Here is a 22,478-nt window from a genome sequence, read left to right as displayed (position 1 = left end):
ATACACGAAGAGGGTCAGTTTGTTCTTAACGACGGCCGCGCGGATGGGTGCGGGCAGTCCAGTCATAGGTCGCTGAGGTGCTTGGAACCGCTTTATTGCGGCGTTTTTCAGCACGCGCACGCGCGGCCACTTTCTCTTTCTCTTCCATCAGCTTGTCGATGTAGTCATCTTTAATCCGGTTGTTTTCCGAATTAGTCAACTCACGGCCCTGAGCTTTGCGGGCTTTGTCGAGCAACGTTTTCAGCTCGCGTTGTTCGCTTTCCGTCATATCTTGTTGTGTCAGTCTTTTCATCATTACTGCGTCCTGTGAGGAAAGTGGCTACCAGTGTAGTCGAATTACGGGCAGGCGTCGCTGCAAACTGGCGCGTGCGCGTTACCAAACCCTGTAGTAGTGGGCAATCATCACATTGCGACAAATAACGATAATCATTATCATCTCAGCCTTTGTGACGGTTTTTGAGGTGTTATGCGTAAGTTCACACAGTCTCTGCTGGTTTCCTGCCTGTTGTTATCCGGCCTGGCGCAGGCCAGAACCGTGACCGATATTTCTAACCGGACGGTCACCGTACCGGATAATCCGCAGCGGATCGTGGTGGGCGAAAGCCGTATGTTGTATACGCTGGCGCTGGTGCAGGACGGAAACCCCGCGCAGCACGTGATTGGCTGGCCGGGCGACATGGCGCAGCTCGATGCGCAAAGCTGGGCGATGTACGTAAAAGCTTTTCCGGAAATCGCCACCATCCCGCTGCTCGGGCAAAACAACTATACGCAGCTGAATGCGGAGAAGGTGATTGCGCTGAAACCCGATCTGGTGATTTTGCCGGTGTATGCGAAGAAACAAACCGACCGCGATCAGATGGAAATCACGCTGACTAATGCGGGGATCCCGGTGATCTACGTCGATCTGCGCGTGGATCAACTGCATAACACGATCCCCAGCGTAAAGTTGCTGGGCGACGTGCTGAATCATCCGCAGAAAGCGGCGCGCTTTATCGCTTTTTATCAGCAGCATATGGATCGCGTTCGTGAACGCATTGCGGCGTATCAGGGCAAAAGGCAGACGGTGATGCTGCAATTGCATCTGGGTCGCCGTGAAGGATGCTGCACCACGGTTTCTCACGGCAATCTTGCCGATCTGCTGGCGTTTGCCGGCGGGGATAACATCGCCAAAGGTGCTTTTGGTAGCGTATACGGAGATCTGAACGCAGAGAAAGTGATTATGGCCAACCCGGATGTGTATATCACCACGGGCATGGCGGGACCGGAAGGAAAAAGAGTGTCCAACCTGATGCTGGGGCCACAGGTCACGCAGCAGGAAGCGGAGCAAAGTTTCCGGCAGATTATGGATAAGCAGCCGGTGCTATCGACGCTGAAAGCCATGCGCGAAGGGCGGGCGTACAGCGTCTGGCATAATTTCTATCTCAGCCCGTATCACATGGTCGCCGTCGAAGTGTTTGCCAAAACTTTGTATCCGCAGCTGTTTAAAGATGTCGATCCGCAGGAAACCATGAAAGAACTGTATACGCAGTTTCTGCCGGTTCCGTTCAGCGGCACCTACTGGAGTCAGTTGCCACCGGCGAAATAATTCTTCCGCATCATCCTTTCGGACAGGCAATAAAAAACCGGCACAATCGCGTGCCGGTTTTTGTTTATCGGGCCAATGCTGTAATTAGAAATCCGCCCCCGCAGGGGAGGCAAACCGGTATTACTCGACGGTGGAATATTTCACGTAATGGTTTGAGCAGTTGAAGTGCGCCACATAACCCAGCGTGCCGTTCGGCCCTTTGGCGCTGAAAGGAATGTGGTAAGTGCCTTTGTCTTCTTTGACGTCATCGCTGATGAAATTCAACACCGGCACGGAGGTGCCCATATTGTCTTTATCGTTGCCCCAGTTGGGAATGCGGTTTTGCATGTAATCGCGGGTCACAGTGTCGATGGCGTTATCTTTGGTGATGGTGCTGCATGCGCCTTCAGTCGTGCGCTGCATCCACCACGGATACACATAGACCGAGCCCAACATCAGCACCATCAGGGCAAAAATGACGGAAATGATCCCGATTAAAACGACTTTACTCATAGTGCTGCGACTCCTGAAAATTCTCAGTCAAATCAGAGTTGCCGGGGCATTAGGGGTCAGCCCGGGCACGAAAGCGCGTATGTTACGCCACTTCGCCGGAAGAGGTTAAGTATTATAAGCCCTTCTGTTGCATCTGGTTACAGAAGCCGGTTCCGCCGCAGGGTCTGCGATGATAGCCTTTTGAATACATTTAACGTTTGCACAAGGAGTAAGACATGAGTCAGCAACCTGTAGTCGCGGTGCTCGGTTTGGGGGCGATGGGACATGCATTTGCCACCAATCTGATTAAAAAAGGTTTCACCACCCGCGTGTGGAACCGGACAGCATCGCGTGGTGACGATCTGGTGAAGGCGGGCGCGCAACGCGGCCTGACACCGCGTGAAACCGCAGAAGGTGCCGATGTGGTGATTACCATGTTATCGGACGGCAAAACGTCTCTCGAAGTTTATCAGGGTGATAACGGGCTTCTGGCCGGGCTGAAGCAGGGCGGGATTATCGCGCAAATGGGAACGCTGGGCGTCTCTGCCACTGAATCGCTGATTGCGCTCATTAAAGAACAGCGTCCGGACGTGCTGTTCTTTGATGCGCCGGTTTCGGGTACCAAAGCGCCCGCCGAACAGGCGCAAATTGTGGTGCTGGCCAGCGGTGATCGTGAGGCGGGCGCAGCTGTTGAACCGGTGTTTGCCGCTATTTCGAAAGCCACTAAATGGCTGGGTGAAGCCGGTCGCGCGTCTAAAATGAAACTGGTGGTTAACGCGTGGCTGATTGCCATGATGGAAGGCATCGCCGAAAGTACCCAACTGGCCGAAGAACTGGGCTTTACGCCGGATGACCTGTGGGACGTGCTCGACGGCGGTCCGCTGGCGGCGCCTTATATCAAAGGCAAAATGGCGATGTTCAAAAGCGGCGATTACACCCCGCAGATGCAGCTGACCTGGGCGCTGAAAGATATCAATCTGGCGATTGAAGCGGGCAGTAAGCTCGAGTTGCCTGTAATGAAACGCATCAGTGAAACCTGGCAGGCCGCCGTGGATGGCGGTTATGGCGACCAGGATCTGGCGGTGGTTTACCGTTATCTCGGTTCCCGCTGACCGGCGCAGCCCACGGACGGGCGCGTTATAACCGGTTAATATCCCGCGTAGTTTTTTCATAACCCCGAAGCATAAACCAGATTATCTGGCTATTGGTCGGCCGCTCCGGCGCTGTGATAGCGTTGACGATTATCACCCATAATCACGGCGGAGTCAGCAATGAGCCAGACGTCAACAACTATCCCTTTAGTCGATTTCAGTCAGTTTTCTGGTACGCCAGAAGAGCGTGAATCGTTTTTGTCGCAGCTGCGTTACGCCGCCCGCGAAATCGGGTTCTTCTATCTGAGAAATCATGGTGTAGATGCCACGTTGCTTCACGACGTGCAGCGCGTGGCGCGGGAATTCTTTGCCTTGCCGGAAGAAGATAAGCTGGCCGTCGCCATGATCAATTCTCCGCATTTTCGCGGCTATAACCGCGCTGCGTCAGAGATTACCCGCGGTCAGCCGGACTGGCGCGAACAGTTTGACCTCGGTGCCGAACGGCCAAAACTATCCGTAAGCGCAGAAACGCCTGCGTGGGCGAGATTGCAGGGGCCGAATCAGTGGCCGGAAGCGTTGCCTGAGTTGCGCCCGCTGCTGCTGCGCTGGCAGAGGGAAATGACGGCGATGTCGCTGCGTTTATTGCGGGCTTTTGCGCTGGCGCTGAAACTGCCGGAAGACGCCTTTGATCCTTTGTATGGCGAAAAACCCAATGAGCACATCAAGCTGATCCGTTATCCGGGGCGGGTGGCCAGCGCGGGAAATCAGGGCGTCGGTGCGCATAAAGATTCGGGTTTCCTGAGCTTTTTATTGCAGGATGAACAGCGTGGTTTGCAGGTTGAAGTTGAGGAAAATGAATGGGTCGATGCGCTGCCGGTGGCGGATACGCTGGTGGTGAATATCGGCGAACTGCTGGAGCTGGCCACCAACGGTTACTTGCGTGCGACGGTTCACCGCGTGGTGTCTCCGCCTGCTGAAGGCGAACGGCTGTCGCTGGCCTTTTTCCTCGGCGCGCAGCTGGACGCCATAGTGCCGCTCTTTCCATTGCCGCCTGAACTGGCAAAAGAAGCTCGCGGCGATGCCAGCGATCCGCTCAATCCGCTGTTCCGCGACGTGGGATTCAACTATCTGAAAGGGCGGCTGCGCTCTCATCCGGACGTTGCGCAGCGCTACTACTCAGATATTGTCGGCTGATTCAGATTTTAGGTGCCTTTGAGGTATCAACACTGACGACCGTGGACATTCCCGGTCGCAGCTGGTCACTCTGCGCCTGATCCGGTTCCAGCTCAATGCGTACGGCGATACGCTGAGAAATCTTGGTGAAATTCCCGGTCGCATTATCGGCTTTCAGGACGCTGAATTCCGAACCGGCGGCCGGAGAAATCCGCACCACGTGGCCTGTAAACGGATGATCGTTCAGCGCATCCACCGTGAAAGACGCGGGCGCACCGACAGCCATTCCCGCCAGCTGGCGCTCTTTAAAATTGGCCGTCACCCAGACTTGTTTTGGTGTGACCGACGTGAGTTGCGTTCCGGCACTGACGTATTGCCCCATGCGGGCGCTGATTTCGCCGAGCTGCCCGTCGGATGGCGCGACAATCTGCGTGTGCTGTAAATTGATTTGTGCCACTTCAACTTTCGCCTGCGCGGCTTTTAATGCCGCGGCCAGCGACGCTTTATTGGCTTCCACCAGCGCGAGACTCTGGCGTGCGATATTTACGGATGCGCGCGCTTTTGCCACGTTGGCCTCCGCCGTCAGTAACGCCGCCTGAAGTTCATCTCCGGTGGTTTTTGACACCAATCCTTTTTGCAGCAATGGCCCGTTGCGACGGGTATCGATTGACGCCTTGCTTTGTGTTGCCTGCGCGCTTTGCAATTCCGCTTCTACAAGTTGCAGGCTGGCAGCACCGGACGCACGGTTCTGTTCGAAGTTTTGCAGCGTCACCTGCGCCTGTGCCGCCGCGGCTTCGGCCTGTAACAGCTCCTGCCGGTAAGTGCTGTCGTCAATCTCAAACAACACATCGCCTTTTTTCACCGGCATAAAATCCTGCACTTTCACCCCGGTGATGTAACCCGACACCTGCGGGCTGAGCAGGGTAACGTTCCCCCGGATATACGCGTTATCGGTCGATTCCACCCTGGAGTTAAATGGAAACAGCTGCCAGCTGTACAACACAATCATCACGCCAATAATGCCTAAGCAAAGCACTACAATAATGGATGGATAACGAAAGATATTTTTCATCACTTTGTCCGTATACCTCGTTTTAATTCGTCAACAGGATCTGTTTATTCAGGCAACCGCTTCGGAGGCTGCGCGTTTTTTTGTCTGGATCCTTCCGGTAATAATGTGTCCGCCGAGCACGACGATACAGCCCAGCGACATATAAAAAACCACTCTAAAAACATCGTTGTAGGCCAGCAGTCCCGCCTGCTGGGTGATCTTCGTGCTCAGCTGCGCCAGACCTTCGGCGCTCAGCTGTGTGCCATCCGTCAGAACCGGTTTCAGCAGGTGGCTGTATTGGGAAATTCGTTCGACCACCAGCGGATTCTGCAAACTGATATGTTCAACCAGAACGGCGGAATGATACTTCTCGCGCAATATCTGAAGGGTGCCCAGGAAAGCGCCGCCGACCTGTGCGCCGACGTTCTGCGTCGACAGAAACACCAGCACGAAACTGATGATCTGGCTTTGCCCGAACTGCAACGCGCGGATAAAACCCAGCCATAAGGACGTCGGCAGAAAGATGGCACCGGCAAACGCAATCATGCCCTGTGTCAGGTAAAACTGTTCCGCGCGGGTGTCCGCAGTGGAATTGGCGTCCATCAGCGAGGCCACGGCAATCAGGGCAATGGAAAACAGATGGATGTAAACGATACGGTTCGCTTTATGAATAATGCTGACGACCACCAGCCCGGCAACGGTGGCGGCCAGAATCACGCAAAACAGCGTTACCAGCTGGTCATTCACCAGGCCGACCAGATTCAGAAAGCCAACCATGCCGGTGGTTTGCTCGGAAAGCAGCATACGGATAAACAGCATCGAACCGGTGAACAGCAGCATTTCAGGCGTCATCAGCCAGCGCAAATCGATTATCGGATTCTTACGTTTGAGTTCGACCATAAAAGACAGGGTCAGCGCAATAATCCCGACTACCAGTACTTCGCCTATCCAGTCTTTCTCCTGCCACCAGTAATAACGGCCCATCGTCAGCACCACGGACATACAGGCGACGGCGGTGGCGATCAGCGGATAGCTGATCCAGTCGATGCGTTCGAATACCTTCACGCGGGGCGGATGCGTCAGCGGCAGGATCCAGATAATTGCCAGACAAATCAGGGAAAGACCGGATTCCAGCATCGTCAGCTGGTGCCAGTGACCGAGATCGAGAAGATGCGGCGAAATAATGCGTGAAACCGGCAGGGCAATCTGGCTGCCCGCCAGCCCGAAACACAGCCCGGCGGTCAGTTTTTTAGCGGGCGGGAAAATCTCGAACATATAAAACAACGCCAGCGGGCCGAGAGAGGCCATCGCAAAACCCATGACGGCGCGAACGGCCAGCGCGGTCTGAAAATCGTGGGTAAAGGTTTGTGCCAGAGACGCCACGGCAAAAAACAGCAGCCCGTATTCGCCGAAACGCCGGAAGCCAAACTGGGTACGGATTTTATAAAGCAGGATCGTGCCGGTGACGCTGGTCGCGGTATAGGCTGCCACCAGCCAGTAACTTTCGACATTGGAAATGCCCAGCGAGCCCTGAATACCCGTCAGGTTAGAGCTGACCAGGTTAATCCCCAGCCCCTGCGTCAGGCCAATAATCAGCGAGGCCAGCGCATAAACTGCAATCCGGCCACGCGGATAGTGCCAGAGCCAGGTGCTGACCCGGACGGCAAAAGGGTGATGCTGTGACGGAGGCACCGAGGCTGGCTGCGGTTTCGGTAATCCTTCAGGCGGTGGTGTGGAGAGTTCTTTTTCTGGTGATGCATCCCGTGTTGTTAATTCACCGGCGTCCTGCCGGACATCTGAATCAGAACGCGTCGTCATCGTTATGCCTTGTAAGTCGTTACCCAACTAGTTTGTAGCTTGCTACATAATGTAATAAGGCGTTTCAGATGTGTCTAGTCCAATTATTCATATTGGTGATATTTACAAACGCAAATAACGAATAACAAATCAGTAACGCAAGTGATTAATGCAGAGGAAAGGGCAAAACGGGAAGGGGAAAACGCCACTAAAGCGCGGCGATATTGGCGGTGATGCTGGCGAGAACGTCGCGGGCGACATCAATATCTTTATCCGGAATGCCTTCCATTACGCGGATCAAAATGTCATCGGTCATGCTGCGAACCTGATTCGCCAGTTCAATTCCGGCGTCGGTCAGCTTAATGTCTTTCGAACGACGGTCGGAATCTCCGGGGCAGCGTTCCAGCAAACCCAGCTCGGCAAGGCTGTCAAACAGGCGGATAGCAGTCGGATGCTCAACTTCCAGCAGGGCGGTCAACTCTCCCTGAGGCAGGCGACCCTGAGCGGCTTCGAGGTGCAACAGCACCTGCCCGCGGGCGAGCGTCAGCCCAATGGTTTTGAAACGGGCATCACAGTAAGTGCGCAACTGACGGCCGATATGAATGGTTTCCGGGAGGAAACGGAGCCTGGGAATGGATGCTTCCGGGCGGCGTAAAGTGGTCAAAGGTTCCTCACTGTCGGGCGTAAGCAGGTTTTCAGTGGCGTAAGATTAGCACGATCAGCAACATTTACCATTAATGGAGCCGCAGGAATAACGCATTTCATTCAAAGCAGAGATGCTTAGTTACAACATACAGTTTATTATTCAACACAAAGCGTCTATCTGAAACAACTGTAAAAACACCGCCTTACGGCGGTGTCTCATTATACTGTCTGTCAGGAAAAAGGAGGCTATAAACCTCTTTTTTCCATCAGCAGCGCCAGATCAACCAGACGGTTTGAGAAGCCCCATTCGTTATCGTACCAGGCCAGAATTTTCACCAGCTTGCCGCCGATAACCAGCGTTGAAAGCCCGTCAACAATCGAAGAACGCGGGTCACCGCGATAATCACTGGAAACCAGCGGTTCTTCACTGTAGCCCAGAATATCTTTCAGCGGGCCAGACTCCGAAGCTTTACGGAATGCCGCATTGATTTCTTCGACCGTGGCTTCACGTTTCAGGTTGACGGTCAGGTCAACAATCGACACAACAGGCACCGGTACGCGCAGGGAATAACCCGTCATTTTGCCCTCCAGTTCAGGAATGACTTTACCGATAGCTTTGGCTGCACCACTGGAATACGGAACAATCGACACCGCCGCCGCACGCGCACCGCGCAAATCTTTCTCAGGCTGATCGTGCAACGCCTGACTATTGGTATACGCATGCGTAGTGTTCATCAGGCCATGCTCAATCCCGAAGGTTGAATGCAGAACCTGCGCCGCCGGTGCCAGACCGTTAGTGGTGCAGCTGCCGTTACTTACCACTTTGTGTTTGGCAGGATCATAATCGCCGTCATTTACACCCATCACGATAGTGATGTCGTCATTTTTGGCCGGTGCGGAAATAATGACGCGTTTGGCGCCGCCCTTGGTGATATGCAATTCGGCTTTGTCTTTTTCAGTGAAGAAACCGGTCGCCTCGATAACGATATCAACACCGACGCTGCTCCACGGAATCGCTGCCGGATCTCTTTCTGAGAAGACGCGGATAGCTCTGCCATCGAGCAACAGTTGCCCTTCGCCGGCTTCGACTTTGGCATTTAACGTGCCGGAGAGGGAATCATATTTCAGAAGATGCGCAAGGGTTTTACTGTCGGTGAGATCGTTGATGGCGACGACCTGGAAGTCATTACGACCCAGTGCGGCGCGTAAAACATTTCGACCAATCCTGCCGAACCCGTTGATACCAACTTTGACCATGATGAAACTCCTTTATTATCAGACCTGCATGTAATGTAGACCGAAGGAGATTTGGCGTAAATGACAATAAAAGAGCTATTTACGCCAACATGCGTGAGCAGAAGCGTTCCCGGTATTCCGTCGGGGTCAGGTGTAAATTCCTTTCAAAAACACGCCGCAAATTCAGGCCACTGCCGAAACCGGTGACCAGTGCGATTTGCTCGACGCCTTGTGTGGTTTGTTCAAGCCGCTGCCTGGCTGCATTAAGGCGAACTTCTTCAACATATTTGGCCGGAGTGATCCCGGTTTCGCGGGTGAAAACCCGGGTAAAATTACGCGGGCTCATGGCGGCGCGTTCAGCCAGAGCTTCGACGGATAAATCACCGGTGAGATTTTCAGGTAACCAGAGCTGAAGCTCACGGATAGGGCCTTCGCTGGCCTGATTCAAAAGATAGCGGCTAAACTGCGCCTGTCCACCAGGCCTGCGCAGAAACATCACTAAATCCTGTGCAACGTCTCTGGCCAGATTAAAACCCTGATCGTCTTCCACCAGCGCGAGCGTGAGGTCAAAGCCTGAACTGACACCGCCGGAAGTCCAGACAGGACCATCCTGCACATAGATGGGCCCACGTTCGACGGTGATCTGCGGGAATTCGGCCTGCAACGTGTCCAGTAATCGCCAGTGAGTCGTGGCGTGACGTCCATCCAGCAGCCCGGTCTTAGCCAGTAACATGGCTCCGCCACAAATGGAGACAACACGCCGGGCATGGGGTGCAGCGCGTTTGACCCAGTCAACGACGTTCGAGCCTTCTTCTTCGGTCAGCCCTTTGCCGGTGATCAGGATGGTGTCGCGGGGAAGTTCAGGGTCGAGGTCGCAAAGCCGGTGATCCGCCAGCAAATTCAGGCCGGAAACGCCGTGAACCACGCGGTGAGGTTGCGTGGTGGCGACCGTGACCTGGTAAGGCGAATTTGTTCCGCCAGCAGGCATCAGACGATTCGCCTGCATAAGGATGTCGGCGATACCGGCCGCCTCGAATAACATGCCCCCGTCAGGGACGATAATCAGAAAAGTTTTCATGGCATTAAAAATACAATCTGTATTAAATAAGTCAATAAGGCATTCAGGCTAAGTCCGTGAAGATGAAAACGGCAGGGGGTTTGCATTGCGCATTTTTGGCACACATAAAATGTGAAAAAACTCAATTAAACCATGATACTCAGCGGCGTTAAGGGTATCTTGTCAGCGTCCAAAATGACGCATTCAACCGTGAGATTTCATGAATTCATTACTCAAACAGACGTCACGGATCAGCCTGCTGATTATGCTGATGATTCTGGCGGGTTGCTCAGGCAAAACGCATTATAAAAAATACGATACCCACGCTTATGACGATGAAATTGAAGATGCGGCGGATAATTACAAAGTCGACCGGAAACTGATTAAAGCAATCATTCAGGTTGAGTCCAGTTACAATCCGGACGCCGTCAGCCCGTCGAATGCCATCGGGCTGATGCAACTTAAAGCCTCGACCAGCGGCTGTGATGCATACCGGTACAAAGGTAAACGTGGTTGCCCGAGCGACAGACAATTGCATGACCCGGAAACCAACATTGATTTGGGCGCGGCATATCTGAGCGGATTACAGCATCAGCAATTAAACTGGATTAACGATCCGCTGACGCGTCGCTATGCTACAGAAGTCGCTTACGCCAACGGTGCCGGTGCTTTATTGCGGACATTTTCCGCAAACCGCCAGACGGCAATCCAGATGATCAATCAGCTGACGCCGGAAGCGTTTAACTGGCATGTTCGTCAGTATCATCCGGCGCCGCAGGCACCACGATATATGGCGAAGGTCGAGAAGGTTTATGCCGGGTTATAGCAGAAACCGGCATAAATAAAGAATGCGCTACGTGAATTCTGCAGCATTATGGTACTGCCATAAATTCAGAATTCACGTAGCGATGTCAGTTTACATTGGCTGAAACCCGCTGAAAGGAGAGTTCGCATGCTGTCCAATTTATTCGCCGGTTTACCGGTTACTGCCAGTGCGCAGGAACACGAAACCTTCGACGCGCTGTTAAACATGCCGGGCTTACGTATCGAGAGAATTGTTTCGACCGGCCAGGCAAGTCCGCCGGATTTCTGGTATTGCCAGACACAAAGCGAGTGGGTCACGGTTCTGCAAGGTTCAGCCGGTCTGCGAATGGAAAACGAAACACAGACGCGGGTAATGCACGCCGGTGACTGCATTAACATTCCGGCGTTATGCAAACACCGTGTGGAGTGGACAGCCGCAAATGAAATCACAATCTGGCTGGCCGTGCATTATGGTGATATTGAAGATCAAAGCGCAGATGAAGAGTCATGAAAAAAGAACAAAATGGCAGGAGAGACGGTGGATTGATGGCGGGTGCGTTAATGGTATTATTATTTAACATAATATACATTATACGTACTTTGATTATCTAAGAAACCCAGGATGTCCGGCTTTAGTCCGTCACGTCATTCCGTAAAATCTGCCAGTTCTGCATCCTTTCATTCCGGCAGCTTTCACCAATTCACTGACTATCTCAGCCTTTAAACTGTGCCAGCCAGATGGTATGTCCGGCACATGTCGGGTCTTCGGCAACCATCTTCACTTCCCTGAAACCATGTTCATCAAACAGCGCCCGGTATTCTTCCGGAGCCAGACTTGCGTGATACAGATCTTCCCCTTCAAATGTGCCAATCGCCTCGCCGTTGCCGGGACCGCTGGTGAACATCAATGCTGCATCAGGCTTTGCGTGTTTCTCAAAAATGGCAAACATGGCGCGCTGATCATCGCGCGTCAGATGGAAAAAACTGTCCCAGGCAATCAGCCCGTCGAACTTCTCATTCAGCGATAGCAAACGCATGTCGGCAACTTGCCAGCGTTGTTCCGGGAAACGTTCGCGGCAAATCGAAATCATCGGTTCTGAAGCATCGACGCCGGTCACTGAGAAATGACGTTCTATAAAATATTCGGCGATGGGTTTTCCTGCTCCGCAACCGATGTCCAGAATGCGGCCTTCTGACGGGATCAGAGCCAGAAAATCGTCCAGCCACGCCTTTTCATATCCCTGATCTTTTCGCAATTTATCCCAGATATCAGCATGTCGCTGATACAGTGAAATGATGTTTTTCGCCGAAATATCGTCCATTTTCTCTCCATTCTGACCGTCATTTGATCGCGCTACGTGAATTCTGAGTGTCTCACGCGACCTCAGCGCCTGTCAGCGAAAGATTTGGATTTGTTACCAATTCATCATTTTTTATCATATTTATCAATGTGTTTATTGATTTTATCGGCATGCTTCGTATGATGTGGCGGACAAGACTTTAACGTAGCGCTGAGAGATAACATCTGATGAAAGACATCACTTTTTACGGTCGTTTCGAGGCCGATATTCTGGCCGGGCGCAAAACGATCACGCTCCGTGAAGCCAGCGATGCGGATTTTGTGGCGGGCGATCGTGTCCGCGTAAGTCGTTATGAAGACAACGTTTTCTTCTGCAATATCGAGATTATCGACGTTACGCCGGTACAGTTTGACGAGCTGAATAACGCCCATGCCGTGCAGGAAAATATGACATTACCTGAGCTGAAACAGGTGATCAGCGAGATTTACCCGGGTCTGAAATCACTGTTTATGATCGCGTTTCGTCTGGTCTGACAGTTTTGTTTGACAGGAAAACGCACCGGAATCTTGCCCGGTGCGCCCTTTTCTCCTTAACCCTGCCAGCGGGATCCGCGGATCACCGAACAGAAATTGCCTCTGATGAAATCGGGTTCTTTGTCGGCAATGACATCCGCTTTCACGTTGCCAAATGTGGTTTGCGGTCTGTTTTTGATGCCATCATAAAATGCCTGAATGATGTCTTCTTTAAATGCCGGTGTCCGCGGATGCGCATCCACAACCGCATTTCGAACATCGTCTTCGTATCCCTGATAATTAATCCCGAGAACGTCCATTTCCACACCCGCTGTCACCAGCGCTATGACCGGATCCATAAATTCAGGGATCCCCGGCGTGGTGTGCAAGGCAATTGCGGTCCAGACTTTATCAATATCCTGCGTACTGACACCGTGTTGCTGCATAAATTTGCGGGCCGCGTTTGCGCCGTCCACTTCAAAGCGTTTATCGCAGCTACAATTTTCGTGGGTCAGCCCCATGTCGTGGAACATACAGCCGATATACAACAATTCGTGATCGACTTTAAGCTGACGTTGCTGACCGGCAAGCGCCGCCCAGTAATACACGCGGCTGGAATGATGGAACAGTAAATCGGTTTCTGTATCGCGCACCAGTTCGGTGGCTTCGCGCGCCATTTTGCTGTCGGGAATGCGGATGCCCTGAATGTTCAGACTCATAATATTTCTCCGGTTGGGTTGAATGAGTCCAGAATAAGCTTCACTATAAATGTCATCAATCGTCTCAATATGACGATTAAGGACATAAACGCATTCTGCGACAGGAAATTCTCTCATGCCCAAACACATCATTATCCTGGCCGTGCCCGGCGTTCAGTTGCTGGATGTTTCCGGCCCGCTGGACGTTTTTGCCGAGGCAAATCAACAACGCGGGCGTGAGGTATATAAACTCAGCGTGATGGCCGTGGCCGATCCGGTCATTGTTTCGTCTTCCGGCGCCCGGCTTCTGGCCGATCTGACCCTCGACGCCCCGCTACCTGACGCACTGGATACCTTCCTGATTGCCGGTGCGCCGGTACTCGACAACTACCTTTCAGACGAAAAGCTGCATGAAAATATTTGCCGGTGGAGCCATCACGCGCAGCGTTTCGGTTCGGTTTGTAGCGGCGCGATGCTGCTTGCGGCGGCTGGATTAATCAACGGGCGTCGCGTTACCACACACTGGACTGTCGCGGAACGGCTTCATCAGGAATATCCGCAGGTGAGCGTAGAAGCTGACGCTATTTTTATTGCCGATGCCGAACTTCGCACCGCGGCTGGCGTAACGTCCGGGCTGGATTTGGCATTGAATATGGTGGAGGAAGATCTCGGGCGCGAAACGGCTCTCGTCGTTGCCGCGCAGCTGGTGATGTTTTTCAAACGTCCCGGCGGCCAGTTACAATTTAGCCGCCATGGGCAGGCCTCGTTAAGCGGACGTTCTGCTTTGCAGGACGTTCAGCGCTGGGTGCTGAATTCTCTGGATCAGCCGCATAATGTGCAAAGTCTCGCCACACATATGGGGATCAGCGCCCGACACATTACCCGTTTATTTAATCAGGAACTGAATCAGTCACCGGCCGAATGGCTTGAACAGCAGCGTGTATTTTACGCGCGTCAGCTGCTGGAAGCTGGCGAGCTGGCGGTAAAACAAATCGCAGCGGAATGCGGATTTTCCAGCGTCGATATCCTGCGGCGGGCGTTTGTCAGACAACTTTCAGTGACACCGTCACAATATCAAAAGTATCACAGCTCATGATATTTTTTACTTATAATTCAGTAGGTTTCAGGCATCTTCCGCCACCTGAGCGCGACGAAAACAGTCGGGATGATGCGTATTGATCAGGCCCGTCGCTTCCATCCAGGCATAGACTATCGTCGGGCCGACGAAGGTAAATCCCCTCTTCTTCAGATCCTTCGAAATCCGTTCTGACAGCGCATCTTTCGTGGGAACCGGGCCAGTGTGCTGAATGGCTTTACCGTCAATTTGCGCCCAAATCCACTCACCAAATTCTTCACCTGATGCCTGCATGGCCAGATATGCACGGGCATTTTTAATCACTGCGGTGATCTTGATGCGCGAACGAATAATGGTGGCGTCGTTCACCAATCTTTCGATATCTTCTTCAGTAAATTCAGCCACTTTTTGCGGGTCAAAATGGTAAAATGCCTGCCGCAAAGCATCGCGTTTTTTCAGTACGATCCGCCATGATAAGCCCGCCTGGAAACCATCCAGCATCAGCTTTTCCCATAAGGCCCGGCTGTCGCGAACCGGTTTTCCCCATTCGCGATCGTGGTAATCGCGCATCATCGGGTCGTTATCACCCCAGGGGCAACGCGGTAAATCATCAGGAAATTCAGAGTTCATGGCAGGCCTTCTGGCGATGTGATGAATAAGCTTACGATAAAGCCGGGCAGGTTTAAACCGCCCCTTTTCACCTGCCAAACAGCATTCAATCCGGTTATTGTTTAAAAAACCGAAGGTCAGGTGTGCACGGTTTTGAATTATGTCATAAACTGTATGTTGTAACTAACTGGAGGATTTATGGCAGATTATGATTTAATTGCCCGGATGAACAGTTGTTTTAACGAACTGGAACTGGCTTTGCACGACCTGGGGAATTTCCTGAATCAGCTGGAGTTATTGCAGGCCAGAGTATTTGCCTTGCCGGAGATTGCCAAGGGCGAAGAACATAATCCTGCGGACAAAATTCAGGTGACCCCTTTTACCGGTGAAGCCGCGCAGCAGCTGGCGTTACAGCATTTTCAGCGTCTCTTTATCCATCATAATAACGAGAATGTGAGCAGTAAATCCGCCGTCCGTCTGCCCGGCGTGTTGTGTTATGCGGTGGACGAAGCCGAGCATCAGTCCGCCCTGTTGCTGATTGAAGAAGTGAATAAATTAAAAGCCGAGCTGGAGAATATTGTCACCGTTGAATCAGGTCTCGCCCGCGAACAGCGCTTTGAATTTGTTCATACTCATCTACGCGGGCTGATTACGCTGAACGCTTACCGCTCGGTCAATTTTCTGAATGATCCGGATTCCGTGCGGTTTGGCTGGGCGAACAAACATATCATCAAAAACGTCACGCGCGATGAAGTGCTGGCTCAGCTGGAAAAGAGCCTGAATGCAGGCCGCGCTGTTTCGCCGTACACACGCGAGCAGTGGATGGAAAATATTAACCGTGAGATGAACGACGTTAAGCGCCTGCCAGAGCATGCGGCGTTGAAATTTAAACGTCCGGTGAAAGTTCAGCCGATTGCGCGCGTGTGGTACCGCAACAGCCAGAAGCAGGTGCAACATCCCTGCCCGCTGCCGCTGATTGCGCTGTGTCTGCGCACGCCGGTCATGCAGGTGCCAAAACTCGGTGAATTGCAGGATTACGATGCGTCGTCGGTAACACACAAATATAAGCCGAAATCACAGCCGCTCAGCCTGTTGATCAAACGTCTTCATTTATATACCGACTATCCGTTATAAAGCGCTGTTACTGAACGCGGCGCGCACAAAAAAGGTCCGGAAATCCGGACCTCAATTTGCTTTCTAACATTTAACCGGAAACGATCAGCGCTTCATGCTGCCCACCATGTCTTCCGGACGCACCCACTCATCAAACTGCTCTTCCGTCAGATAGCCGAGTTTCAGGGCTGAGCCTTTCAGCGTCAGGCCTTCATGGTGCGCTTTTTTGGCAATTTCTGCCGCTTTGTCGTAACCGATATGCGTATTCAACGCGGTCACCAGCATCAGCGACTCGTTCAGCAACTGCGAAATACGGTCACGGTTTGGCTCGATGCCCACTGCGCAATGCTCGTTAAAGCCACGCAGCCCGTCAGCCAGAAGACGAACGGATTGCAGGAAATTGTGGATCACCAGCGGGCGGAACACGTTTAGCTCGAAGTTACCGGAAGCGCCGCCGATATTCACCGCCACATCATTACCCAACACCTGCGCGCACAGCATGGTCATTGCTTCGCACTGCGTCGGATTCACTTTACCCGGCATGATCGAACTGCCCGGTTCGTTTTCAGGGATGGAAATCTCGCCGATGCCGCAACGCGGGCCGGATGACAACCAGCGCACATCGTTGGCAATTTTCATCAGCGACGCGGCCAGACCTTTCAGCGCACCATGGCCGTGAACCAGCGCATCGCAGGTGGCCAGCGCCTCAAATTTATTCGGTGACGTCACAAACGGTTGACCGGTCAGTTCGGCCAGCGCTTTCGCCACGCGAACGGCATATTCCGGATGCGTATTCAGGCCGGTACCGACCGCAGTGCCGCCCAGTGCCAGTTCGGCGATATGCGGAATGCTGTTTTCGATATGCTTAAGGTTATGTTCCAGCATCGCCACCCAGCCGGAAATCTCCTGGCCCAGCGTGAGCGGCGTAGCATCCTGAAGGTGTGTACGGCCAATTTTGACGATATCGCGAAATGCTTCGGCCTTAGCCTGAAGAGTTTTGTGCAACACGTTCAGCTCAGGGATCAGCTTTTCGCGCAGCTCAGTCACCGCCGCCACATGCATTGCGGTCGGGAAGACATCGTTCGAGCTTTGGCTTTTATTCACGTCATCGTTCGGATGAACTTTGCGCCCTTCGCCGCGCTCGCCGCCGAGGATTTCACTCGCCCGGTTGGCCAGCACTTCGTTCATGTTCATGTTGGTCTGGGTGCCGGAACCGGTCTGCCAGATTGAAAGCGGGAATTCTGTGGTGTGTTTGTCGGCCAGCACTTCGTCTGCCGCCGCAATGATAGCGTTACCCCGTTCGGCGGGTAACAAACCCAGATCGATATTCACACTGGCCGCTGCACGTTTCGTTTGTGCCAGCGCGTGGATCAGAGCCACCGGCATTTTTTCCGAGGAAATACGAAAGTGTTCAAGCGAACGTTGTGTCTGTGCGCCCCAAAGCTTATCTGCCGGAACATCGATAGGCCCCATTGAGTCTTTTTCAATGCGAGTCGCTGCCATTACAGTCTCCTTAGCTTTTTTGCCCGAATGATGAATTCGATTGATAATTGTGGTTTTTTGCAGGTTTTTGAGTGCCGGATGCGGTCCCACTCATTCACGAAGCTATGGGTCGAGTATAGTGTCATATAAGGCAGACGTATAATTCGAATCGATCCTGATTCCGAGTTTTCGCCCTAACCGCACTTTTTGAGGCATCTTAGTTGTAAAGCCCGCTTTGTCATTGTTTACTATGCCCAGAACTTTTCTATTCAGGATGAAGCAATGCAAAAGATGCATAACGGTGTACAAAATTACGCCTGGGGCAGTAAAGACGCACTGACTAAACTCTATGGGATCACCGACCCGCAAGGCCGTCCGATGGCAGAACTGTGGATGGGTGCTCACCCGAAAAGCAGTTCTCAGGTTGTGAATGCCGAAGGCCTGACCCTTTCCCTGCGTGATCAAATCAGCGCTGACCTTGATGGCCAGCTGGGTAAAAAAGTCGCCAAACGTTTCGGCGAATTGCCTTTCCTGTTTAAAGTCCTGTGTGCCGACCAGCCGCTTTCCATTCAGGTTCACCCGAGCAAAGGTGCCGCCGAGATTGGTTTTGCGAAAGAAAATGCTGCGGGCATTCCTCTGGACGCCGCAGAACGTAACTATAAAGATCCGAACCATAAACCTGAGCTGGTTTACGCCCTGACGCCTTTCCAGGCGATGAACGGTTTCCGTGAACTGCGTGACATCGTTTCCCTGCTGCAACCCGTAGCCGGTGCGCATCAGCTGATTGCCAGCTTCCTGAATTATCCCGATGTCGACCATCTGCGTGCCCTTTTTGCCGGCCTGCTGAGTCTGGAAGGTGAAGACAAATCCCGTGCGCTGGACGTGCTGAAATCTGTGCTCCGTGAACAACATGGCGAACCGTGGGATACCGTGCGCAGTATTTCTGAATTCTATCCGGACGATTCCGGTCTGTTCTCCCCGCTGCTGCTCAACGTGATCACTTTGCAACCGGGCGAAGGCATGTTCCTGTACGCCGAAACGCCGCACGCCTATCTTAAAGGCGTGTCTCTGGAAGTCATGGCGAACTCAGACAACGTGCTGCGCGCCGGTCTGACCCCGAAATACATCGATATCCCTGAGTTGCTGGCCAACCTGAAATTTAACGCCAAGCCTGCCGGTGAATTGCTCACCACGCCGGTACAAAAAGGCGCGGAACTCAACTTCCCTATTCCTGTCGAAGATTTTGCCTTCTCGGTTCATGAGATTGCCGCGGAACCACAAACGCTGGAACAGGACAGCGCAGCAATCGTCTTCTGTATCGAAGGCCAGAGTGTGCTGTCCAGACAGGGTGAAACGCTGACGCTGCTGCCGGGCGAATCCTGTTACCTGGCCGCCAGCGAATCACCGGTGACCGTGAGCGGTAACGGTCGCATTGCGCGGGTCTTCAATACCCTGAGCAAGTAAGGTGAGATGAAACGAAGATGAAACAAATTGGGGCTACGTGCCCCAATTTGATGATTTTTCTGTTGATTCAGCTACACTCAGAAGACTAAGAACGCCGTAAGGCGTTTTTTATTTTCGGGATATTTCATAAGGATAAACAGAGATATGAAGAAGTCGATAGTCGCTGTAAGCGTCATTGTAGTCCTTGGCGCGGCCTGGACAGGCGTCTCGTGGTATACGGGTAAACTTATCGAACAACATCTGGATGAGCAGGTTGCTGCGGCTAACAGCCAGTTGCAAAGCGCTTATCCAAAAGCAGGTCTGAAAGTCAGCTATCAGGATTACCATCGCGGGCTGTTCAGCAGCAACTTGCGTCTTGTTTTGCAACCCGATGCCGCGGCTGCCGCGGCTGGTACCAGCGTGCTGAAAACCGGTGATGAAATTGCCTTTATCGAAACCATCGATCATGGCCCGTTCCCTGCCGCTCAGCTGAAGAAATTCAATCTGATCCCAAGCATGGCATCCGTGCATTCAGAACTGCAAAACACCCCGACGCTGAAAGGTCTGTTTGACGTCACCAAAGGTAAATCGCTGATCACCGCGGACACGCGTTTGTCTTACAGCGGCGCCAGCGCTTCAGCGATTGATATCATTCCGGTGACTTACCAGAAAGACGAAAGTCAGCTGCAATTCTCCGGCGGTACAATCGATGTTGATGTTGATAAAGACCTGACTGCGATGAAACTGAAAGCCAGCACAGACAGCGTGGCGCTCACCTCTAAAAATCAGTGGGGCCAGCTTGAGAAAGTCACGCTGGCCGGTTTCAGCATGGACAGCGATACCCATCAGGGTAAATTCCAGGTAGGCGTGGGCGATCAGAATCTGACCGTGAAGCAAATTCTGGTGAACGTTGACGGTAAAGACGCAGGTTCTCTGGATAACTTCAAGCTGGTGAGCAAATTCGCTGAAAACGGCAATAACATCACCGGTCAGCAGGATTACACTATCGACGCTCTGAAAGTGCAGGGTCAGGATTTCGGTTCAGCAAAACTGTCCCTCAGACTGGATAAGCTGGATGGTGCGGCGCTGAAACAGTTTGCAGATAACTACAATCAGCAGTCGCGTGATTTGCTGATGAAACAGGGTGAACTGGATCCTGCGGCTTATCAGCAACAGGCAGCTGATTTACTGCTGGCGAACCTGCCATTACTGCTCAAGGGTAATCCGAGCATCAACATCGCTCCGCTGAGCTGGAAAAACAGCAAAGGCGAGAGCAGCTTTACCCTGCAACTGGATCTGAAAGACCCGGCTGCCACACCGGCACAAACGCAGGATCAAATGCTGTCGCAGCTGGTGAATAAAGTGGATGCCAAACTGACGATTCCTCTGCCAATGGCGACTCAGGTGACCACTCAGGTCGCGCAGCTCGAAGGCTATAACGCTGACGATGCCGCAAAACTGGCTCAGCAACAGGTTCAGGGTCTGGCCGCGATGGGTCAGATGTTCAAACTGACTACCGTGAAAGATGACACCATCACCAGCAGCTTCCATTACGCTGACAATCAGGTTGACCTGAATGGACAGAAAATGACGTTGCAGGAATTCGCCGGTCTGTTCGGTATTCTGGGCGGGCCAGCAGCGCCAGCTCCAACGTCTGAACAGGAAGCGCCTGCTGCTCCTGCACAGTAGTCATCACAGATTGCCTTAACGGTTTTCTTGGCGGCTCTTGTCCTCACCGGGCGGGAGCCGTTTTTTGTGGCATTAGCACAACCACCTGCCGAATATTTTGAAATCGTTTTAGACCTTCCACGCCAGCCAATATCACCACAAAGAGTGATATCATTCACACTATCAATTAGTTCTCGCAAGGATCTTCTGACGTGTCTGACCCCGCTGACCTCCTCCGGCTGAACGATGTTTCGTTCACCCTCAATAATATTCCGCTCCTTAAGCCCGTTTCATTAACCCTGAATCCCGGTGAATTTACCCTGCTGACCGGCCCTTCCGGCAGCGGAAAAAGCACGCTGCTGAAAATCATCGCATCATTACAAAACCCGACCGGCGGCAACCTGTATTTTAAAGGCGAAGACATCAGCCGGATTAAACCTGAAACCTATCGTCAGCGTGTTTCCTACTGCTTCCAGACGCCGTCGCTGTTTGGCGAAACAGTCTACGACAACCTCGCGCTGCCTTACCAGATCCGCAATAAAAAGGTCGATGAAACACAGCTGCGCGCCTGGCTGACCAAAGTAAACCTGGCAGAGGATATGCTGACGAAACGGGTTCAGGAGTTGTCCGGCGGTGAGAAACAGCGCGTCGCCCTGCTGCGTAATTTGCAGTTTATGCCCGATGTGCTGCTGCTCGATGAAATCACCAGTGCGCTGGACGAGGAAAATAAAGTCAATATTAATGACATTATTGCCAGCCTGGTCGCCGAAAAACAGCTGGCCGTGTTGTGGGTCAGCCATGACCTGAACGAAATTCGTCACGCCAAACACGTCATTACCCTGACCCGCCACACGCAAGGAAGTCCGGCTCATGAATCAGCATAATATTACCGATCAGTCACTGGCTCTGGCGTTGATTCTGGTAGTCGTCGCCCTGCTGGTCAGCAAGAAAGAAAAACTCGGGCTGGAAAAAGACATCATCTGGAGCGTGGCGCGCGCCATTGTTCAGCTGGTGGTGGTCGGCTATGTCCTGAAATATATTTTTGATATCAATAACAGCTTGTTAACCGTGCTCATGGTGCTTTTTATCTGCGTCAATGCGGCGCTGAATGCGAAGAAACGCAGCAAGAATATTGATAACGGTTTTGTCATTTCGTTTATCGCCATAACAGTCGGCACGGCGCTGACGTTAACGATTCTGATCCTCAGCGGATCAATTGAATTCCTGCCAATGCAGGTGATCCCCATTTCAGGGATGATTGCAGGGAATGCGATGGTGGCAGTCGGTTTGTGCTACAGCAACCTGAATCAGCGCTTTATCGACAACCAGCAGAAAATCCTCGAAATGCTGAGCCTTGGCGCGCCGACAAAAATGGCCTCCGGAAAGATTATCCGTGACAGCATTCGTGCGGCGATGATCCCGACAATTGATGCCGCAAAAACCGTGGGGATCGTGAGTCTGCCGGGCATGATGTCTGGCCTGATTTTTGCGGGGATCGACCCGGTGAAAGCGATTAAATATCAGATTATGGTGACATTTATGCTGCTGGCGACCGCCAGTTTATCGACAATTATTGCCGGTTATCTGGCGTATCAGCGCTTCTACAATGACCGCGCGCAGTTGCGCTCATTGAAATCTTCATAGCTCTCAAAGCGCCTGCCCGCGGA

At 52.6% G+C, this 22,478-nt stretch carries 23 protein-coding genes; 12 read left to right on the top strand and 11 right to left on the bottom strand.

The window, feature by feature from the left end; genetic code table 11:
• Positions 1-25: 25 nt before the first annotated feature.
• A complete protein-coding gene (locus GW579_RS03460) occupies positions 26-292 on the bottom strand; it encodes a YjbD family protein (protein WP_095922033.1) in 267 nt (88 codons plus the stop codon).
• 174 nt (positions 293-466) lie between these two features.
• On the opposite strand from GW579_RS03460, the gene GW579_RS03455 reads away from it, so the two are divergent.
• Complete coding sequence (locus tag GW579_RS03455; RefSeq protein ID WP_165057579.1) at positions 467-1,585, top strand: ABC transporter substrate-binding protein; 1,119 nt, start codon at positions 467-469, stop codon at positions 1,583-1,585.
• 120 nt (positions 1,586-1,705) lie between these two features.
• On the opposite strand, the gene GW579_RS03450 is transcribed toward GW579_RS03455, so the two are convergent.
• Positions 1,706-2,077: a YebF family protein gene (locus GW579_RS03450; protein WP_104922019.1), complete on the bottom strand. Its 372-nt coding sequence runs from the start codon at positions 2,075-2,077 to the stop codon at positions 1,706-1,708.
• 215 nt (positions 2,078-2,292) lie between these two features.
• On the opposite strand from GW579_RS03450, the gene GW579_RS03445 reads away from it, so the two are divergent.
• Together GW579_RS03445 and GW579_RS03440 are read left to right on the top strand one after the other, a co-directional pair.
• Complete coding sequence (locus GW579_RS03445; RefSeq protein ID WP_165057577.1) at positions 2,293-3,168, top strand: NAD(P)-dependent oxidoreductase; 876 nt, start codon at positions 2,293-2,295, stop codon at positions 3,166-3,168.
• A 159-nt stretch (positions 3,169-3,327) separates the two neighbouring features.
• Positions 3,328-4,341 (top strand): isopenicillin N synthase family dioxygenase, encoded by a 1,014-nt coding sequence (locus tag GW579_RS03440; protein ID WP_165057575.1) that lies wholly within the window; start codon positions 3,328-3,330, stop codon positions 4,339-4,341.
• A gap of 1 nt (position 4,342) precedes the next feature.
• Here the strand turns inward: GW579_RS03440 and GW579_RS03435 are convergent, their stop codons facing one another.
• The 5 genes from GW579_RS03435 to GW579_RS03415 all read right to left on the bottom strand — a co-directional run bounded on the left by GW579_RS03435 (position 4,343) and on the right by GW579_RS03415 (position 10,127).
• Positions 4,343-5,392, bottom strand: coding sequence for an HlyD family secretion protein (locus GW579_RS03435; RefSeq protein ID WP_165057573.1), 1,050 nt, complete (start codon positions 5,390-5,392; stop codon positions 4,343-4,345).
• Positions 5,393-5,440: 48 nt separating this feature from the next.
• Positions 5,441-7,189, bottom strand: a complete 1,749-nt coding sequence (locus GW579_RS03430; RefSeq protein ID WP_165057571.1) for an MFS transporter — start codon at positions 7,187-7,189, stop codon at positions 5,441-5,443.
• A gap of 187 nt (positions 7,190-7,376) precedes the next feature.
• Positions 7,377-7,832 (bottom strand): MarR family winged helix-turn-helix transcriptional regulator, encoded by a 456-nt coding sequence (locus tag GW579_RS03425; protein ID WP_165057569.1) that lies wholly within the window; start codon positions 7,830-7,832, stop codon positions 7,377-7,379.
• A gap of 227 nt (positions 7,833-8,059) precedes the next feature.
• A complete protein-coding gene (gap, locus tag GW579_RS03420; protein ID WP_165057567.1) occupies positions 8,060-9,070 on the bottom strand; it encodes a type I glyceraldehyde-3-phosphate dehydrogenase in 1,011 nt (336 codons plus the stop codon).
• Between the two features lie 79 nt (positions 9,071-9,149).
• Entirely contained in the window at positions 9,150-10,127 is a 978-nt protein-coding gene (locus tag GW579_RS03415) for a GlxA family transcriptional regulator (RefSeq protein WP_152326245.1), read from the bottom strand.
• A 199-nt stretch (positions 10,128-10,326) separates the two neighbouring features.
• Between GW579_RS03415 and GW579_RS03410 the strand changes: the two genes are divergently transcribed.
• Together GW579_RS03410 and GW579_RS03405 are read left to right on the top strand one after the other, a co-directional pair.
• Positions 10,327-10,932 (top strand): transglycosylase SLT domain-containing protein, encoded by a 606-nt coding sequence (locus GW579_RS03410; RefSeq protein ID WP_165057566.1) that lies wholly within the window; start codon positions 10,327-10,329, stop codon positions 10,930-10,932.
• A 126-nt stretch (positions 10,933-11,058) separates the two neighbouring features.
• On the top strand, positions 11,059-11,421 hold the full coding sequence (locus tag GW579_RS03405; protein WP_165057564.1) for a cupin domain-containing protein: 363 nt from the start codon (positions 11,059-11,061) through the stop codon (positions 11,419-11,421).
• A gap of 202 nt (positions 11,422-11,623) precedes the next feature.
• Here the strand turns inward: GW579_RS03405 and GW579_RS03400 are convergent, their stop codons facing one another.
• Complete coding sequence (locus GW579_RS03400; protein WP_165057562.1) at positions 11,624-12,232, bottom strand: class I SAM-dependent DNA methyltransferase; 609 nt, start codon at positions 12,230-12,232, stop codon at positions 11,624-11,626.
• A 203-nt stretch (positions 12,233-12,435) separates the two neighbouring features.
• Here GW579_RS03400 and yqfB point away from each other — a divergent pair, with 203 nt between their 5' ends.
• Positions 12,436-12,744, top strand: coding sequence for a N(4)-acetylcytidine aminohydrolase (yqfB, locus tag GW579_RS03395; protein WP_152326241.1), 309 nt, complete (start codon positions 12,436-12,438; stop codon positions 12,742-12,744).
• Between the two features lie 56 nt (positions 12,745-12,800).
• Here the strand turns inward: yqfB and GW579_RS03390 are convergent, their stop codons facing one another.
• A complete protein-coding gene (locus GW579_RS03390) occupies positions 12,801-13,442 on the bottom strand; it encodes an HD domain-containing protein (protein WP_152326240.1) in 642 nt (213 codons plus the stop codon).
• A gap of 115 nt (positions 13,443-13,557) precedes the next feature.
• Between GW579_RS03390 and GW579_RS03385 the strand changes: the two genes are divergently transcribed.
• Entirely contained in the window at positions 13,558-14,517 is a 960-nt protein-coding gene (locus GW579_RS03385; RefSeq protein ID WP_165057560.1) for a GlxA family transcriptional regulator, read from the top strand.
• 27 nt (positions 14,518-14,544) lie between these two features.
• On the opposite strand, the gene GW579_RS03380 is transcribed toward GW579_RS03385, so the two are convergent.
• Positions 14,545-15,126, bottom strand: a complete 582-nt coding sequence (locus tag GW579_RS03380) for a DNA-3-methyladenine glycosylase I (RefSeq protein ID WP_165057559.1) — start codon at positions 15,124-15,126, stop codon at positions 14,545-14,547.
• 177 nt (positions 15,127-15,303) lie between these two features.
• Here GW579_RS03380 and tus point away from each other — a divergent pair, with 177 nt between their 5' ends.
• Positions 15,304-16,239 carry a DNA replication terminus site-binding protein gene (tus, locus tag GW579_RS03375; RefSeq protein ID WP_165057557.1) on the top strand — a complete coding sequence of 312 codons (936 nt, stop codon included), beginning with the start codon at positions 15,304-15,306 and terminating at the stop codon, positions 16,237-16,239.
• Between the two features lie 84 nt (positions 16,240-16,323).
• Here tus and fumC read toward each other — a convergent pair whose 3' ends face one another.
• Positions 16,324-17,721 carry a class II fumarate hydratase gene (fumC, locus tag GW579_RS03370; protein ID WP_165057555.1) on the bottom strand — a complete coding sequence of 466 codons (1,398 nt, stop codon included), beginning with the start codon at positions 17,719-17,721 and terminating at the stop codon, positions 16,324-16,326.
• A gap of 261 nt (positions 17,722-17,982) precedes the next feature.
• Between fumC and manA the strand changes: the two genes are divergently transcribed.
• The 4 genes from manA (at position 17,983) to fetB (ending at position 22,455) form a co-directional block, all read left to right on the top strand.
• Positions 17,983-19,164, top strand: coding sequence for a mannose-6-phosphate isomerase (manA, locus tag GW579_RS03365; protein WP_165057553.1), 1,182 nt, complete (start codon positions 17,983-17,985; stop codon positions 19,162-19,164).
• Between the two features lie 144 nt (positions 19,165-19,308).
• The gene (locus GW579_RS03360; RefSeq protein WP_165057551.1) at positions 19,309-20,832 is read left to right on the top strand and encodes a YdgA family protein; all 1,524 of its coding nucleotides are present in this window, start codon (positions 19,309-19,311) and stop codon (positions 20,830-20,832) included.
• Between the two features lie 191 nt (positions 20,833-21,023).
• Positions 21,024-21,695, top strand: coding sequence for an iron efflux ABC transporter ATP-binding subunit FetA (fetA, locus tag GW579_RS03355; protein ID WP_165057549.1), 672 nt, complete (start codon positions 21,024-21,026; stop codon positions 21,693-21,695).
• Entirely contained in the window at positions 21,682-22,455 is a 774-nt protein-coding gene (gene fetB / locus GW579_RS03350) for an iron efflux ABC transporter permease subunit FetB (protein ID WP_152326232.1), read from the top strand. The genes fetA and fetB overlap by 14 nt, the downstream gene beginning before the upstream one ends.
• Positions 22,456-22,478: the final 23 nt, after the last annotated feature.

Source organism: Rahnella contaminans (assembly GCF_011065485.1).
In the GTDB taxonomy this organism is placed as follows: Bacteria; Pseudomonadota; Gammaproteobacteria; order Enterobacterales; family Enterobacteriaceae; genus Rahnella; species Rahnella contaminans.
The sequence above is the reverse complement of the archived record's forward strand: the minus strand, read 5'-3'. Positions and strand labels throughout refer to the sequence as shown.

Bases quoted from the DNA above. Each gene is read 5' to 3' on its own strand.
- GW579_RS03460 (WP_095922033.1), bottom strand. From the start codon at position 292: ATGAAAAGACTGACACAACAAGATATGACGGAAAGCGAACAACGCGAG.
- GW579_RS03455 (WP_165057579.1), top strand. From the start codon at position 467: ATGCGTAAGTTCACACAGTCTCTGCTGGTTTCCTGCCTGTTGTTATCC.
- GW579_RS03450 (WP_104922019.1), bottom strand. From the start codon at position 2,077: ATGAGTAAAGTCGTTTTAATCGGGATCATTTCCGTCATTTTTGCCCTG.
- GW579_RS03445 (WP_165057577.1), top strand. From the start codon at position 2,293: ATGAGTCAGCAACCTGTAGTCGCGGTGCTCGGTTTGGGGGCGATGGGA.
- GW579_RS03440 (WP_165057575.1), top strand. From the start codon at position 3,328: ATGAGCCAGACGTCAACAACTATCCCTTTAGTCGATTTCAGTCAGTTT.
- GW579_RS03435 (WP_165057573.1), bottom strand. From the start codon at position 5,392: ATGAAAAATATCTTTCGTTATCCATCCATTATTGTAGTGCTTTGCTTA.
- GW579_RS03430 (WP_165057571.1), bottom strand. From the start codon at position 7,189: ATGACGACGCGTTCTGATTCAGATGTCCGGCAGGACGCCGGTGAATTA.
- gap (WP_165057567.1), bottom strand. From the start codon at position 9,070: ATGGTCAAAGTTGGTATCAACGGGTTCGGCAGGATTGGTCGAAATGTT.
- GW579_RS03415 (WP_152326245.1), bottom strand. From the start codon at position 10,127: ATGAAAACTTTTCTGATTATCGTCCCTGACGGGGGCATGTTATTCGAG.
- GW579_RS03410 (WP_165057566.1), top strand. From the start codon at position 10,327: ATGAATTCATTACTCAAACAGACGTCACGGATCAGCCTGCTGATTATG.
- GW579_RS03405 (WP_165057564.1), top strand. From the start codon at position 11,059: ATGCTGTCCAATTTATTCGCCGGTTTACCGGTTACTGCCAGTGCGCAG.
- GW579_RS03400 (WP_165057562.1), bottom strand. From the start codon at position 12,232: ATGGACGATATTTCGGCGAAAAACATCATTTCACTGTATCAGCGACAT.
- GW579_RS03390 (WP_152326240.1), bottom strand. From the start codon at position 13,442: ATGAGTCTGAACATTCAGGGCATCCGCATTCCCGACAGCAAAATGGCG.
- GW579_RS03385 (WP_165057560.1), top strand. From the start codon at position 13,558: ATGCCCAAACACATCATTATCCTGGCCGTGCCCGGCGTTCAGTTGCTG.
- GW579_RS03380 (WP_165057559.1), bottom strand. From the start codon at position 15,126: ATGAACTCTGAATTTCCTGATGATTTACCGCGTTGCCCCTGGGGTGAT.
- tus (WP_165057557.1), top strand. From the start codon at position 15,304: ATGGCAGATTATGATTTAATTGCCCGGATGAACAGTTGTTTTAACGAA.
- fumC (WP_165057555.1), bottom strand. From the start codon at position 17,721: ATGGCAGCGACTCGCATTGAAAAAGACTCAATGGGGCCTATCGATGTT.
- manA (WP_165057553.1), top strand. From the start codon at position 17,983: ATGCAAAAGATGCATAACGGTGTACAAAATTACGCCTGGGGCAGTAAA.
- GW579_RS03360 (WP_165057551.1), top strand. From the start codon at position 19,309: ATGAAGAAGTCGATAGTCGCTGTAAGCGTCATTGTAGTCCTTGGCGCG.
- fetB (WP_152326232.1), top strand. From the start codon at position 21,682: ATGAATCAGCATAATATTACCGATCAGTCACTGGCTCTGGCGTTGATT.